The sequence below is a fragment of the Sporomusa aerivorans genome, from assembly GCF_041428895.1.
Classification (GTDB): Bacteria; Bacillota; Negativicutes; order Sporomusales; family Sporomusaceae; genus Sporomusa; species Sporomusa aerivorans.
Window position 1 is genome coordinate 765303 of the sequence record NZ_CP156926.1, and the last position, 14717, is coordinate 780019.

At 51.8% G+C, this 14717-nt stretch carries 13 protein-coding genes; 12 read left to right on the forward strand and 1 reads right to left on the reverse strand.

Annotated features, from left to right (window positions below; all coding sequences use genetic code 11):
* The first annotated feature begins 153 nt into the window (after positions 1-153).
* From SATMO3_RS03505 to SATMO3_RS03560, 12 genes are all read left to right on the forward strand, one after another.
* On the forward strand, positions 154-1710 hold the full coding sequence (locus SATMO3_RS03505) for an ABC transporter substrate-binding protein (RefSeq protein WP_371377540.1): 1557 nt from the start codon (positions 154-156) through the stop codon (positions 1708-1710).
* Positions 1711-1731: 21 nt separating this feature from the next.
* Positions 1732-2688, forward strand: a complete 957-nt coding sequence (locus SATMO3_RS03510; RefSeq protein WP_371377543.1) for an ABC transporter permease — start codon at positions 1732-1734, stop codon at positions 2686-2688.
* Between the two features lie 14 nt (positions 2689-2702).
* On the forward strand, positions 2703-3557 hold the full coding sequence (locus SATMO3_RS03515) for an ABC transporter permease (RefSeq protein ID WP_371377545.1): 855 nt from the start codon (positions 2703-2705) through the stop codon (positions 3555-3557).
* Between the two features lie 31 nt (positions 3558-3588).
* On the forward strand, positions 3589-4602 hold the full coding sequence (locus tag SATMO3_RS03520) for an ABC transporter ATP-binding protein (protein WP_371377548.1): 1014 nt from the start codon (positions 3589-3591) through the stop codon (positions 4600-4602).
* The gene (locus SATMO3_RS03525; RefSeq protein WP_371377551.1) at positions 4589-5575 is read left to right on the forward strand and encodes an ABC transporter ATP-binding protein; all 987 of its coding nucleotides are present in this window, start codon (positions 4589-4591) and stop codon (positions 5573-5575) included. The genes SATMO3_RS03520 and SATMO3_RS03525 overlap by 14 nt, the downstream gene beginning before the upstream one ends.
* Before the next feature lie 122 nt (positions 5576-5697).
* Complete coding sequence (locus tag SATMO3_RS03530) at positions 5698-7236, forward strand: amidohydrolase family protein (RefSeq protein WP_371377553.1); 1539 nt, start codon at positions 5698-5700, stop codon at positions 7234-7236.
* A 36-nt stretch (positions 7237-7272) separates the two neighbouring features.
* On the forward strand, positions 7273-8088 hold the full coding sequence (murI, locus tag SATMO3_RS03535; RefSeq protein WP_371377555.1) for a glutamate racemase: 816 nt from the start codon (positions 7273-7275) through the stop codon (positions 8086-8088).
* A gap of 82 nt (positions 8089-8170) precedes the next feature.
* Positions 8171-8932, forward strand: coding sequence for an aspartate dehydrogenase domain-containing protein (locus SATMO3_RS03540; RefSeq protein ID WP_371377558.1), 762 nt, complete (start codon positions 8171-8173; stop codon positions 8930-8932).
* A 62-nt stretch (positions 8933-8994) separates the two neighbouring features.
* A complete protein-coding gene (locus SATMO3_RS03545) occupies positions 8995-10206 on the forward strand; it encodes a pyridoxal phosphate-dependent aminotransferase (RefSeq protein ID WP_371377560.1) in 1212 nt (403 codons plus the stop codon).
* Positions 10207-10621: 415 nt separating this feature from the next.
* Positions 10622-11881 carry a [FeFe] hydrogenase, group A gene (locus SATMO3_RS03550; protein WP_371377562.1) on the forward strand — a complete coding sequence of 420 codons (1260 nt, stop codon included), beginning with the start codon at positions 10622-10624 and terminating at the stop codon, positions 11879-11881.
* Between the two features lie 12 nt (positions 11882-11893).
* On the forward strand, positions 11894-12205 hold the full coding sequence (locus SATMO3_RS03555; RefSeq protein ID WP_371377565.1) for an iron hydrogenase small subunit: 312 nt from the start codon (positions 11894-11896) through the stop codon (positions 12203-12205).
* 11 nt (positions 12206-12216) lie between these two features.
* A complete protein-coding gene (locus tag SATMO3_RS03560) occupies positions 12217-12915 on the forward strand; it encodes a cytochrome b/b6 domain-containing protein (RefSeq protein WP_371377568.1) in 699 nt (232 codons plus the stop codon).
* 87 nt (positions 12916-13002) lie between these two features.
* Here SATMO3_RS03560 and SATMO3_RS03565 read toward each other — a convergent pair whose 3' ends face one another.
* Entirely contained in the window at positions 13003-14706 is a 1704-nt protein-coding gene (locus SATMO3_RS03565; RefSeq protein ID WP_371377571.1) for a methyl-accepting chemotaxis protein, read from the reverse strand.
* Positions 14707-14717: the final 11 nt, after the last annotated feature.

Genomic DNA, 14717 nt, shown 5'->3' on the forward strand with positions numbered 1-14717 from the left:
TATACTTTACTCATACAAAACAATTAAATTTGTTGGAAAGCAAAGACGCTTTTTAAGGACTATGGACTTAAAAGGCGTTTTTTTTATTACTGTCGGTTTGCCGGCTGAACCGACAGTGGATACATCAGAAAATAAAAACAGGAGGGGTTCTCTATGATTCGCTGTAAATGGCTTTTGGCAGTAATCGCAATACTGGCTTTGTTTGTAACAACCGCTTGCTCCAACTCCACCCCCGGAACTGCCAAAAAGGAAAAGAACGAGCTGAAAGTGGCCATATCGGCAGCGCCGCCAACACTGGATATGCACAAAACCACTACGCAGATTGCCCAGAAAGTGGGCTGGCATATCTTTGATACCCTGGTTACGCTTGATGAAAACTACAAAGTGGTGCCGATGCTGGCTGAGAAAATTGAGATCAGCCCTGACGGCAAGACCACTACTCTGGCGCTGCGCAAGGATATTGCCTTCCATAACGGCAAGGTTATGACAGCCGAGGATGTGCTGGCTTCTCTTAACCGCTGGCGCAAGTATTCTGCGCTGGGTAAAGCCAATCTTGGGAAAGCCGAAATTACCGCGCCTGATAAAGCTACCATTGTCATAAAGCTGCCGGAAGCATCAAACGCCGTGCTGTTCTCCCTGGCTTATCCCTCACAGGGGGCGTCCATTATGCCGAAAGAGGTTATTGACGAAGCCGGCGACGGCAATGTCAAACAGTTTGTCGGTACAGGGCCGTTCCAGTTTGTGGAATGGAAGCAGGATCAATATATTCACCTGAAAAAGTTTGACGGTTTCAAACCACGCCCGGAACCTGCCAGCGGCCTTGGCGGCAAGCGGGAAGCCCTGGTACAGGATCTCTATTTCATCCCTGTGGGTGACAATGCGACCCGGGTGGCCGGCGTGCAATCCGGTGAATACGATCTTGCCGATGAGATCCCCTTCGATAATTATGAAATGTTAAAAAGCAGCGCCGGTTTAAAAACAGGTATTGCCCAGGATACGACCTATCTGAATCTGGTGTTTAACAAAAAAAATCCGCTGTTCGCCAATGTTAAGGCCCGCCAGGCGGTGGCCGCCGCCCTGGATATGGACCCTATTATGAAAGCGGTAACGGGTAATCCGGAATTTTATACACTGGATGCCGGGCTGGTATTCCCTAAGGATGCCTGGTATGTGGATAACGGCAAGGAAAAATACAACCAGAAAAACCCTGAACTGGCTAAGAAGCTGTTGGCGGAGTCCGGTTACAAGGGAGAACCGGTGGTGTTTCTGGTAACCCGTGATTTTGATTATATGTACAAGAGCTCGCTGGTTGTTAAGGAACAGCTGGAAAAAATCGGGGTCAATGTCAAGCTGGAGGTATATGACTGGGCGACCTTAAACAGCAAACGTTCGAACCAGAACGGCTGGGATATGTTTGTGACAACCTCTTCCGGTTTCAGGGAGCCGACAGCCATCCTGTTTCTTGATTCCCGTTTGAAGTGGGCAGGCTGGTATAACAACCCGCAAATGGACAACCTGCTGGATCAGATTCGGGGCAGCGCCAATTTTGAGGATGCCAGGAAAATATTCGGTCAGGCCCAGGCGCTTTACTGGGAAGACGTCCCGACCGTCAAGCTCGGCAATATGAACGGGCTGGTAGTCTATCGCAATTATGTAAAAGGCTATAAATACTTTATGGAGTCTCCGTTCTGGAATGTTTCCGTTCAATAATCTGCAAGGGGGAAGAGACTTATGCTGAGCTATATCTTCAAACGGATACTGTCGTTGATTCCCGTGCTTGCCGTTGTTGCGCTGGTTGATTTTATTATTATTCATCTGACTCCGGGAGATCCCGCGGCTATTATGCTGGGATCAGATGCCACTGAAACAGATTTGGCCAAGCTGCGTGAGCAGCTTGGTCTTACTCTTCCGATTTATATTCAATTTAGCCATTGGCTGTTAGGTGTGCTGCAAGGGGACCTGGGAACCTCGATTTTTATGAATATGCCGGTTACCGAGGCGATCTGGCAGCACCTGGGGCCTACGGTGTCGCTCTCGCTGCTGGCGGAGTTTATCGCGGTTATATTTGCCCTGCCGCTGGGGGTTATGGCGGCAACCCGGCGGGGCAGCTGGATTGACCAGCTGTTAATGGTCACCGGGTTATTGGGAATCTCCATTCCCAGCTTCTGGCTGGGGCTCAATTTTATCCTGCTGTTCGCCGTGAAACTCAACTGGCTGCCGGCGGCAGGCTATCAGCCGCTGTCCAGCGGTTTGCTGAATCATATTAAATATTTGCTGCTGCCGGCTCTGTCGCTGGGGATTATGCAGGCGGCGCTGATTGCCCGCATGACCAGAGCCTCCATGCTGGAGGTGCTCAGCGAAAACTATATACGCACGGCGCAGGCCAAGGGCCTGAAACGGCAGGTTATTATCTATAAGCATGCCCTGAGAAATGCCTTTATCCCTGTTATAACGGTAATCGGACTGACGTTTGCCACCTTGGTCGGCGGCGCGGTCGTAACCGAAATGGTGTTCAATATTCCCGGGATCGGCAAGCTGGTTGTTAACTCGGTTTTGCGGCGGGATTATGTGGTGATCCAGGGCACAATTCTGATGATTGCCGCAGCCTATGTATTTATCAATTTGTTTATTGATATTCTGTACGCCTACATTGATCCACGGGTTCGCTTTGACGACCAGTCACGATGAAGGGAGAGTTGGCAGTGGAAGCTATTTCAAGAAAACGACTTATCCTGCGGCGCTTTTTGGCTAACCGGCTGGCCGTAACAGGGAGTATCCTGGTCCTCTTAGTTATCCTGATGGCTGTATTGGCGCCGTTGATTACGGTGTATGACCCGCTGGCCATGAAGGTTGCGGACCGGTTGCAGCCTCCTGGCGCCGAGCATTGGTTTGGCACCGATGAGTTTGGCCGTGATGTGTTCAGCCGGGTTATTTACGGCAGTCAGATTTCCCTGCAGGTGGGCGTGGCTGTGGTTATTATCACCTCACTGGGAGGAATGGTGTTAGGACTGTATTCCGCCTATTACCGCCGGCTGGACCTGGTAATTATGAGTATCAATGACGGGATGATGGCCTTTCCGACCATATTGCTGGCAATTGCGATTATTGCCGCTTTGGGGCCGACCATTCAAAATGTTATCATTTCCATCAGTGTGGTTTACATCTCCCGGGTGGCGCGGGCTGTGAGGGCTGCCGCCCTGGTGGTGCGGGAACAAACCTATATTGAGGCCATCCGCGCCCTGGGAGGAACACCGGCCAGGATTATCTGGCGCCACATCGCCCCTAATTGTCTGTCCCCCTTAATTATTCAGGCTACCTTTATTTTCGCCTACGCAATTATCATTGAGGCTTCCCTTAGCTTTCTGGGGGCGGGTACACCGCCGCCGCAGCCAAGCTGGGGCAATATTTTAAACGATGGCCGGACGCTGATACGGCAGGCCTGGTGGATTATGATCTTTCCCGGCTGTGCTGTTGTTATGACCGTCCTGGGACTGAATCTTATCGGCGACGGCTTGCGGGACCTATTGGATCCACGCACCAACAAGGCCAAAAGCTGAGCTTAACTATAGAAAATGAGGGATGAGACACATGGACAATCTTTATCCTTTACTTAAAGTGAATAATTTAAGAACCTATTTTGCGACAGAGCAGGGAACGGTAACCGCAGTTGACGGCATTGACTTCACGGTACAGGCCGGCGAAACGGTGGGGCTGGTCGGTGAATCAGGCTGCGGCAAGAGTGTAACTTCCCTTTCAGTTTTGCGGTTGTTTGAAGAATACAGCGGCACTAAAATTGAAGGCGAAATCCTGTTTGAAGGCAAGAACCTGCTGGCTTCGACGATGGACGAAATGCAAGCCATCCGGGGCAACCATATAGCCATGATCTTTCAGGACCCTATGACCTCCTTAAATCCGGTGTTTACGGTTGGCGATCAAATCGCCGAATCGATTATCCTCCATCAGCGGCTTGGCAAGAAAGAGGCCCTGGCGAGGGCGGTGGATATGCTGAAACTGGTGGGAATCCCCTCACCGGAACGGCGGCTCCATGAATATCCCCATCAATTATCCGGGGGCATGCGGCAGCGGGTAATGATTGCCATGGGACTGGCCTGTGAGCCCAGACTGCTGATTGCCGACGAACCCACAACGGCGCTGGATGTGACGATTCAGGCGCAGATCCTGGATCTCATGCTGGCCTTGCAGCAAAAGATCAATATGGGGATTATTCTGATTACCCATGACCTGGGGGTGGTAGCCGAGGTGTGCTCACGGGTAATGGTTATGTATCTGGGTCAAATTGTGGAGGAATGCCCTGTGGAAACCTTATTTACACGGCCGGCGCATCCGTACACCATCGGCCTGATTCGCTCCATTCCCACCCTGGAAGGCAATCGCCGGGAACCGCTGCACATGATTGCCGGCAAGGTCCCGTCTTTGCAGCAGATTCCGCCGGGCTGCCGGTTTGCTCCCCGCTGTCCCCGGGCTGATTCTCTCTGCCGGTCTAAGCTGCCGAGCCTGGAGACTGTTGAGGATGCCCATAAAGTGCGCTGCTGGCATTATAAAAATCCGGATGAGAGGGTGATGAGTCATGCCGGGCAGTAAGGTTGTTCAGGAAGCTGAGCCGTTAATTCAGGTAAAGAATTTAGTAAAGCATTTTCCGGGAAAAAAGGAACTGTTTAAGCCTCCGGCGGTGGTAAAGGCTGTTAACGACCTTTCCTTTACCATCGACAAAGGAACGACGTACGGCCTGGTCGGGGAGTCCGGCTGCGGGAAAAGCACGACCGGGCGTATGCTGCTGCGGCTGATCGAACCTACGTCCGGGGAGGTCTTTTATCAGGGAAAAGATATTTTAAAGTTAAATGGGTTGGAACTGCGGCAGATTCGTAAAGACATGCAGATTGTTTTCCAGGATCCGTTTTCCGCCCTGAATCCCCGCATCCGGGTTGGTGAGGCCATCAGGGAGGTCCTCGATATTCATAACCTCGGGGAACCTAATACCCGCCGGGAACAAGTCTATGAGCTTTTTCACCGGGTAGGCTTAAACCGGGAGCAGTATGACCGTTACCCGCATGAGTTTTCCGGCGGACAGCGGCAGCGGATCGTGCTGGCGAGGGCTCTGGCTGTGGATCCGGGTTTTATTGTGTGCGATGAAGCGGTGTCGGCTCTTGATGTTTCAACTCAGTCGCAGGTTATTAACCTGCTGGAGGAATTGCAGCAGGATTTGTCGCTGACCTATTTGTTTATTGCGCATAATTTGAGTGTGGTACGGCATATTGCCGATAAAATCGGGGTTATGTATCTGGGAAACCTGGTTGAAGAGGCCGATACGGATGACTTGTTCGCCGAGCCTTTACACCCTTATACCCAGGCCCTGCTGTCCGCCATCCCGCGGACCGATCTGAACCGTAAAAGAGAACGTATTATTTTGGCCGGTGATGTGCCGTCGCCGCTCAATTTACCGGCAGGCTGCGCTTTTAACACCCGCTGTCCGGCCGTCAGGGAGCAGTGTAGGCAAGAAGTTCCCCGGCAAAAGGATGTGCATTCCGGACGGCGGGTTGCCTGCCATCTCTATTAACCGGGCCGGATCTGGGTTATGTTTCCTGCACGATTAAAATATGAATAATAGTCATAAAGTATTTGATTTTATATTAAATATAGCCATAATAGAGGCGATCTACCCGGAATGGAGTGAATGATATGAATATCCCTATTCTTATAAAAGGAGCAACTATCTATGACGGCAGTGGAGACCCGCCTTTTATCGCCGATGTTCTGATTGCGGACGGTCTTATCAGCAGGATCGGCAGAACTATTGAGCAAGCGGGCTGCGAGGTAGTGGAAGCGGCGGGCAGGATTCTCACGCCCGGCTTTATCAATACCCACAGCCATTCCGAGCTGGAAATATTCAGGGAACCCCGGCTGCTGCAGGTAATCGGCCAGGGCATCACTACAGAGGTGCTCGGCCAGGACGGTTCATCCGTCACCCCTATCGACGACGCCCATGTCCATGAGCTGGCTGAAAATATGGCGCCGCTATGCGGCAGGACAGACCGTCCGTATTGGTGGCGGAGCTATGCCGATTACATGCGTGAAATCGACAAGGTCAATCCCGCGGTGCGCTTCGTCGGCCTGGTGGGACACGGCACGGTTCGCATGAATGTAATGGGCAGCGAAAACCGGGTTCCTACACCTGCAGAACTGGAGCAAATCTTAGGCATCATTGAACGCAGCATGGCTGAAGGCGCGCGCGGCGTTTCGTTCGGTATGATCTATCCGCCCAGCAGCTATGCCTCCACCGAGGAACTCATCGCGATCTGCCGGGTAGTGGCCCGGCATGACGGCATCGTTATGGTGCATACCCGCAACGAAATGGGACGGCTGATTGAATCGTTTGAAGAAATGGTGCAGGTAATGAAGGAGAGCGGCGTCAGGCTGCTGATCTCCCACCTCAAATCACTGGGGTTTCTCAACTGGGGCAAGGTGCTCAGGATACTTGACCGTATAGAGGAGCTCCAGGCCGAAGGCTATGACATTACCTTTGACCAGTATCCCTGGACGGCAGGCAGCACCGGCATGAAGGTCATTGCGCCCGGCTGGGCCTACGCCGGCGGCGAGGATGAATTCCATAAGCGCCTGCATGATCCCGCGCTGTATGAAAAAATTCTAGCGGATACCCGCGAGGAATTGTACGTGCGCGGCAGTGGCAAAAGCGTGCAGATTGCCGCAGTCCCTCCCGGCGAGCTGGAGTGGATGGCCGGTTTGCATCTCGACGCCGTAGCCAAACGCTTAGGCATGGACGAGGCGGTGGCGGTACTTCATATTCTGGAGAAAACCCGTTCGGCGGTCATTTGCATATACCACGCCATTTGTGAGGAGGATGTGCAAAAAGTGATGCAGAGTCCCTATCATTGCGTTTGTACCGACGGCATTGTCGGCGCAGTGCCGCATCCGCGGGCCTATTCCACTTTTCCGCGTTTTCTGGGGCGCTATGTGCGCGAGCTTGGCGTTATCCCGCTCAGAACAGCCATCCGCAACATCACTTTCGAACCGGCCCGGCGCTTGCGGCTGTGGGACCGTGGGCTGGTGCGCGAGGGGCTGTCGGCTGATCTGGTACTGTTTGATTACGAGCGGGTGCTGGATACCAACAGCTATGCCGAGCCCAAAAAGCTGCCGGCCGGTATTTGCAAGGTCTGGGTGAAAGGCGTGCTGCGCTATCAGGAAGGAATGTCCCTCTAGTAGTAAATGTCTGTATTCGTTAGGAGGCGCTTTACTTTGAACGATCAGCCGATTGGCTTGTTTGACTCGAGCTTGGGTGGCTTGACGGTTTATAAAGAGGTAAAAAAAATATTGCGCAATGAGAGTTATATTTATTTTGGCGATACCGGCCGTTCGCCGTATGGTTCGCGGCCGGAAGCGGAATTGAAAAGTTTTGTGAAACAAATTATTCAGTTTATGCAACAGCATAAAGCCAAAGCAATCGTTATCGCCTGTAACACAGTTACAGCGCTGGGCTTAGAGCAATTGAGCCAGGAGTTCAGAATACCGTTAATCGGTGTAAGCCGTATTCCGGAACTGACGGTGGCCACTACCAGGAACAAGCGGGTCGGTGTTATCGGCACGGAGATCACCGTTCGTTCCGGGCTGCATAAAGAAGATATTTTGCATATCGATCCTGCTGTCCAGGTATTTTATATGGCCTGTCCCCAGTTTACCCCCATCCTGAACAGTGGCGATCTGGCAGGGAAAGAAGCCAGAGAGGCTGTGGCGGAATATTTAACGCCGCTAAAAGCGGCGCATATTGATACGCTGGTATTGGGATGCACGGCGTTTCCGTTTTTGTTGCCGGTAATCAGGGAGTTTATGGGCGAAGGCGTTACGATCCTGGACCCGGCGGCAGAAACAGCCAGGCAGCTCCTGCGCTCCTTACAACAGGCCGGGCGGCTGAACAACTCCGGGAATCCGACCAATACGCTATTCTTCTCGGAACCCGACCTCGAAAAAATACGGCTTATTGCCGGGAAGATCATCGACGTAGACGATTGCAGCTTTCAATATCTGGATATGGACCAGGGCAGGGAGCCTGCTTAACCTGCAAGAAGTGCATCTCCCGCAGAAAAATTGATCAAAACCCGGGGCGCGACCCTGGATGAGACGGCAAGGAGAGCTGAGCATGAAGAAAAAAGTGGGTATTATTGGCTATGGTACAATCGGCAGGCATATTTTTGAAAAATTGTCCCGGGACGGGGTGGAAATCGCCTTTGTGCTTGACAGGAAGGCCGCAGCGAATAAAATGGCCGGCATCCTGTTTACCAACTCCAGTGAAGAAATTATACAAAAATGCGCCGCCGGCGTGGATCTGGTCATAGAAACAGCAACCTCGCAGGCGGTAGTGGAATTAGCGCCGGCAATTCTGGGGTTCGCCGACATGGTTGTCTTTTCGGCAACCGCCTTTGCCGATCAGGAATTCTTGGACCGGCTGCAGCAAATTTGCCAAACCTCCCAGCGCAAGCTCTATATTCCGCACGGGGCCATTTTGGGGCTTGACGGCATCGTTGACGGCCAGGACGTTTTACAGGCGGTCACAGTTACGACAACCAAGCGGCCGGAGAATCTTGGCCGCACCGACAGCTCGCGAACCATTCTGTACGAGGGAGCAACCCGTGATGTCTGCAAGCTGTATCCCCGGAATGTTAATGTCCATGCCGCCATAGCCTTAGCCGGACTCGGCTTTGACAAAACCCGGTCCAAAATTATTTCCGACCCTGATTCCCCCGGCAACGCCCATAGCATTGAGATCAAAGCCCAGGGCTGCACGTTTAAAATCGAAGTAGTAAGCGAGCCGGTATCCGGGGTAACAGGGGCCTATACACCGGTTTCCGCCTACGCGTCGATACGGCGGATCTTATTCAGGCAGGGACTGGTAATAATTTAAATAAATACAGCGTTTTATTTATTATTGAAAAATTACTTTGACGGGATGAAAGGAGAAGTACAATGAGTCTAATACAGGACAAATTTTCCAGGATCGGTGTTGACAATGCTCCCGGTCAGGAAGTACGCCAGCAAGTAGGGGGAATTCAGTTCCGGGGCGAAGAGCTGCCTGGTAAGCCGGTCGACTTTTCGCATGGCGATGTAAATGCATTTGAACCAATTCCCGGCTCGCTGGACGAATTTACCGATGGCGTCGGGCGCGGCGGTGAACAGGCCTATACGGAGTATCGCGGCGGCAGCGGCACCCGCCAGGATTTGGCGGCAAAACTCACCCGGTTCTGCGGAACCGCGGTTTCCGCCGATAAGGGTCTTATTGTTACTCCGGGAACGCAAGGCGCGCTGTTTTTGGCAATCGGCGCTACCGTTGCCAGGGGCGACAAGGTCGCAATCGTTGAGCCCGACTACTTTGCCAACCGCAAGCTTGTGCAATTCTTTGAGGGCGAGGTGTTTCCCGTCCAAATCGACTATCTGGGAACCTCCGAGTATGCCGGCTTGGACCTAACCCAGCTCGAGGACGCGTTTAAGGCCGGCGTCAGACTCTTTTTATTCTCCAACCCGAACAACCCTGCCGGGGTTATCTATTCACCGGCCGAGATTCGCGCTATTGCCGGCCTGGCCCAGAAATACGGCGCCACGGTTATTGTCGATCAACTATACTCCCGGCTGCTGTACGAAGGGAGAACCTATACCCACCTGTGTACGATGGACATCGATCCGGAAAATGTAATTACCATTATCGGACCGTCCAAGCTGGAATCCCTTAGCGGCTACCGGCTGGGAGTGGCGTTTGGTTCAGCCAAAATCATTGACCGTATGGAGAAGCTGCAGGCCATTGTGTCCCTGCGGGCCGCCGGCTACAGCCAGGCCGTATTGAAGACCTGGTTTGCCGAGCCGACCGGCTGGCTGGATCAGCGTATCGTGCTGCATAAGGCCATCCGGGATGACTTATTAAAAATTCTCCAGTCTGTCGAGGGTCTTGCAGTAAGAGTACCGGAGGCGGGCAGCTATCTCTTTCCACGCATTCCGGCGCTGGCTGTCACTATCCAGGATTTTGTCAAGATTTTGCGACTGCAGGCCGGGGTAACAGTGACTCCCGGTACCGAATTCGGTTCACATTTCACCGACAGTTTCCGGCTCAATCTCTCGCAGGATCATACCGCAGCCATCCAGGCCATCGAACGCGCCGTTACACTAATTGAAAGATATCGCCAATAATACACAGTACTGCTGTTTTACATTATCCGGCTTCGCCGGGTATGTTATCGTCGCCGGAGAGGTAAGGCGTGTTCGACGCCGATAGGCAAAAAGCGGCCGGACTCCTGGATTGGCAGGCGGCGTTCCGGTGTAAGGTGAAGAAACGTGAGCAGTGTATCAAATTAATAAAGGGATACTGTTTCAATTGAAACAGTATCCCTTTTTGTTTGCCTGCCGTCAACAGATAAGAAGCAGGTAAGTTCAGGAATTATACATAGATGAAAGGTTCAAAAAAAAGGTATTTGGCAAAAGTCATATTGGCATGTATCTTGCAGTAAGTAGCAATTGGCGAAGTTAGTTTGTCCGATGACTAACCTTCAGAGGGGGCTAAAACCCCGCCTGAAGCTAAGTTTACTTTATGTAAGGAGGTATAATTTTGAAAGGATTTCAAAAACGGGAGTTAACCAGCGTTATCGAGATTGACCGTAAGGCTTGCAAAGGCTGCGATTCCTGTAAGTCGTTTTGCCCGGCGGACGCCATCGAAGGCAAATACGGGGCTGTGCATAAGGTCGACAGCGAAAGATGCGTCTCGTGCGGTCAATGCCTGATTAACTGTCCCTTCGGTGCGCCTAAGGATACGGTTGACGTAGTGGATCAGGTTATTGAAAAGCTTAAAAACAAGCAGATAACCGTTGTGGCGACCATTGCTCCGGCCGTTCGGGTTGCGATCGGTGAAGAATTCGGCATGGAGCCAGGCAGTCTGGTAACGGAAAAACTGTATGGGGCCATGAAACAGGCCGGTTTTAAAGTACTGGATACGAATTTTGCGGCTGACCAGACCATTATGGAAGAGGGCACGGAACTCATTGGCAAAATCCGCCACTATGCCTTAGGCGAGCCGGCGGAGCATCATATGGGGCCGTTGCCGCAGTTTACATCCTGCTGTCCGGCGTGGGTCCGGTATGCGGAGCTGTATTACCCGGATCTTTTACCCAATATGTCTTCGGCCAAGTCGCCGATGATGATGGCCGGGGCGCTGGGGAAAACCTACGGTGCTAAGGAAGTATGGAAGGTTAATCCCGCCGACATGTTTATGGTAGGCGTTATGCCCTGTACGGCCAAAAAATTCGAGGCTTCCCGGCCGGAATTTACCAGCGCCGCTCAGTACTGGCAATCACAGGGCCGGGCAGGCAGCTATCCGGATATCGACGTAATACTGACTACCCGGGATCTGGCCCGCCTGTTTAAGAAGCTGAGTATTGACTTTAAAACAGTTCCCGAATTTACCGATCAGGATAATCCCTTGGCGCAATACTCCGGCGCAGGCACGATTTTCGCCAATACCGGCGGGGTTATGGAGGCCGCTTTACGCACCGCGTATTTCGTAATAACCGGCAAAGAGCTGGACGTGCTTCCCTTTCAGCCTGTGCGCGGCTTAAAGGGCGTAAAGGAAGCCAGTGTTACCATGCGAGACGCCAAAACCGGCAAAGAAGTTACCCTGAAAGTAGCCGTAGCCCATGGTATCAAAGAAAATGTGAAACCGCTTTTGGACGAGGTACGGGCCGGCAAATCACCCTATCACTTTATTGAAGTAATGAACTGTCCGGGGGGCTGTGTCAACGGCGGCGGTCAGCCCATCAATCCAATGGGGACATCCTGGCTGGATAAAGCCAAGGCTGTACTGCCCTGGTCATAAGGAGGGAATATAGTGGCGCATTATGATTATATAGAAAAGGCCGTGAAAGTTTCGCGGCGTGAATTTATCGGCTTAGCCGGCGTAGCGGGCGCCATCCTGTGGACAGGCGCTTATGTCGCCACCGATTTGGTGCAGGACCGCAACAAATACATCAAACTGCGGGCGCAAGGCATCTATAAAGACGATGAAAAGGCAAAAATCCGTCAAAGCCATAACAATCAGGCCTTAACGGATGTGTACACAAAGTTTGCCCAGAACCCGCTCAGCCATTTGGCCGAAGACCTGTTTCACACCAAGTACATAGACCGAACTAAGCTGGTATAGGAGGGATATTGATGAGTCATCACGGTAAAGAGGGCCCCAGAGTATTAAAGCACCCGCTGATTTCCCGGCTGTTTCATTGGGGTTTAATTTTAGGATTTTTGCCGGCAGCCATTACCGGCTTCTTAATCTGGCTGAAACCATTCAATGAAGATCTTCAGAACCTTGTAATGCAAATTCATATAGTAGGCGCCAGCATTCTTACCATATCCTGTATATTATTTGTTCTCTTTGGCCTGGATCGGATTGTGGCCTTTATCCGCCGGATATTCAGCTTTGATGAACGGGATATCGCCTGGATGAAAGTTTGCGGCGGTTATCCCCAGAAGATGCTGTTCGGCAAAATCATTCCGGTGCCGCCGATGGGAAAAATGAATTCTGGCCAAAAGCAGATGGGAATTATGATGCTGCTTGGCGGCATTCTCCTGATTGTAACCGGCTGGGGCTTATATGCGTTCCTGCCGGTAGCGCCCAAAGCAGTGATGTACTGGTTTGATATGGTGCATTTAGTTGTTGGGATTGTCCTGGGACTGAGCGTATTCGCCCATATTTTTCTCGGGATCTACAATTGGGGCGAGTTCTTATGCATGTTTGGCGACGGCACCCAGACAATTGAGGAGGCCAAGCACCATAACCCGGTATGGGTGGAAAATGAAATTATGCCGGTAAAGGCAAACGAGCCTGTAACTGCAAGTCACCAGGCGCGCCGGTAAAAGAAAAATCCTGGTCAGGGGCTGCGTTTCCTGCGGCTTTTATGCCATGATATGCCAACATAGTTTGGTGCTGTTGTTTCGTCTACGCTATACACGAAACTTAGCCATTTCCGCCTGGAGTTCCTGAGCTAGCTTCGACAGTTCTTCGCTGGAGGCTTCGATTTCTTCCGTTGAAGCCAGTTGCTCCTCGGTGGCCGCTGAGACGCTTTGAGCCTCGCCGGCTGACAGCTTGCTGAGATTATCAATTGTTATGACTGCTCCCACAATCTGTTGACTTTCGCCGGCCATTTGCTGGATGGCCGCGGAACTCTCTCTAACTTGAGCTGACACATGTGACACCATTTCTACAATTTCACGGAAGAATATTCCCGCGGCGTTGACTACTTCAGCCCCGGCTTTTACTTCCCGCGTACCGTCGTTCATAGCTGCGACAGCCTTAGCGGTGTCTCCCTGAATTTCCCCAATCAGCCCTGCGATCTTCTTGGCTGCTTCCTGGGACTGCTCGGCAAGCTTGCGGACTTCCTCGGCGACTACGGCAAAGCCTCGTCCTTGTTCGCCCGCTCTTGCCGCCTCGATGGCTGCGTTAAGGGCCAGCAAGTTAGTTTGGCCGGCGATACCGGAAATAGTTCCTACAATCTGGCCGATTTCCTGTGAGCGCTCACCCAGCTTGGCCACGACTTCTGCGGATGTAATGACGGTGTCTTCCACCTGAATCATTTGGCTGACTGCCTCTTCAACGGCCTTGCCGCCTTCCGCGGCCTTGCCAACTGCCTGGGTGGACTGTTCGGCAACTTGGTTTGTGCTGGCGGATACCTGCTGTATACCGGCCGACATTTTCTCAACTATCGTAGAAGCCTTATTGGCCGCCGCTAATTGCTCATTAGCTCCGGTGGCTACACTGGTAATCGAAGCGGCAATTTGGTTAGCCGCCTGGGCTGACTGTTCTGAGTTCGCGGTAAGTTCCTCAGACGATGCCGCCAATGTATCGGCGCTGTTCTTAATCCGGGCAACAACACTGCGGAGTGAGCGCTTCATAGCAATGATGGCTTCGGCCATATCGCCGATTTCATCATTACGAGTCGCGTGAAAATCCGGTCTGGTTAAATCCAGCGATCCAACCGCCGACACCTCAGTTTTTAGGTTATTCAGACGGATCGTTATTCGCCGGCTATAAATGACCACGATAGATATTACCAGAATGGTTACAATTACGCCGGCCATTATCCCGATCTGACTTTGCGTTCTTGACTGATCAATGAGAAATTGGCTGCCGGCGTTGATGGCGTCGCCTTGTTTTTGGGCTACAACCACAAATTGAGCGTCGATCTGATCAACTAATTGCCGTCCCGCACTTAGCACGTTATTCAGGTCAGGGTCATTATTCTTTTTTGCTGCTATCGCTTTATCGCCGAGTATAAGATATTCAGCCAGCAGTTTTTCCAGTCTGCCGGCATCTTCGTCTATATTTTGCGCCGTCGCGTTATACTTTTTTACCGTATCATAACTGCTGCCGAATTTGTTGCGATAACCCTGCTCGTATTGAGCCGTCCCGTCGGTATAAAACAGAAAACCACGCATATTCAGCAGCGCCCGGGTAAAATCAGTATGGGCATCTTTGACCATTATCAATCTTGTCGAAGCAGTATTAACTTTGTTACTGAATTCTACTGTCGAGGTGGTAGTGTTTGCGTAACTATGCAGCACATACCCTAATATTACGAGAAAAGATAAAATGGTCACCGCAAAAATAGTAGTAAGTTGTACAATTATTGGATACCGTCTCGTTGTCATTTTGAGCATCT

Excerpts from the sequence above, each read along its gene's own strand:
- SATMO3_RS03565 (WP_371377571.1), bottom strand. The coding sequence starts at position 14,706 with ATGACAACGAGACGGTATCCAATAATTGTACAACTTACTACTATTTTT.
- SATMO3_RS03525 (WP_371377551.1), top strand. The coding sequence starts at position 4,589 with ATGCCGGGCAGTAAGGTTGTTCAGGAAGCTGAGCCGTTAATTCAGGTA.
- SATMO3_RS03520 (WP_371377548.1), top strand. The coding sequence starts at position 3,589 with ATGGACAATCTTTATCCTTTACTTAAAGTGAATAATTTAAGAACCTAT.
- SATMO3_RS03545 (WP_371377560.1), top strand. The coding sequence starts at position 8,995 with ATGAGTCTAATACAGGACAAATTTTCCAGGATCGGTGTTGACAATGCT.
- SATMO3_RS03530 (WP_371377553.1), top strand. The coding sequence starts at position 5,698 with ATGAATATCCCTATTCTTATAAAAGGAGCAACTATCTATGACGGCAGT.
- SATMO3_RS03560 (WP_371377568.1), top strand. The coding sequence starts at position 12,217 with ATGAGTCATCACGGTAAAGAGGGCCCCAGAGTATTAAAGCACCCGCTG.
- SATMO3_RS03510 (WP_371377543.1), top strand. The coding sequence starts at position 1,732 with ATGCTGAGCTATATCTTCAAACGGATACTGTCGTTGATTCCCGTGCTT.
- SATMO3_RS03505 (WP_371377540.1), top strand. The coding sequence starts at position 154 with ATGATTCGCTGTAAATGGCTTTTGGCAGTAATCGCAATACTGGCTTTG.
- SATMO3_RS03540 (WP_371377558.1), top strand. The coding sequence starts at position 8,171 with ATGAAGAAAAAAGTGGGTATTATTGGCTATGGTACAATCGGCAGGCAT.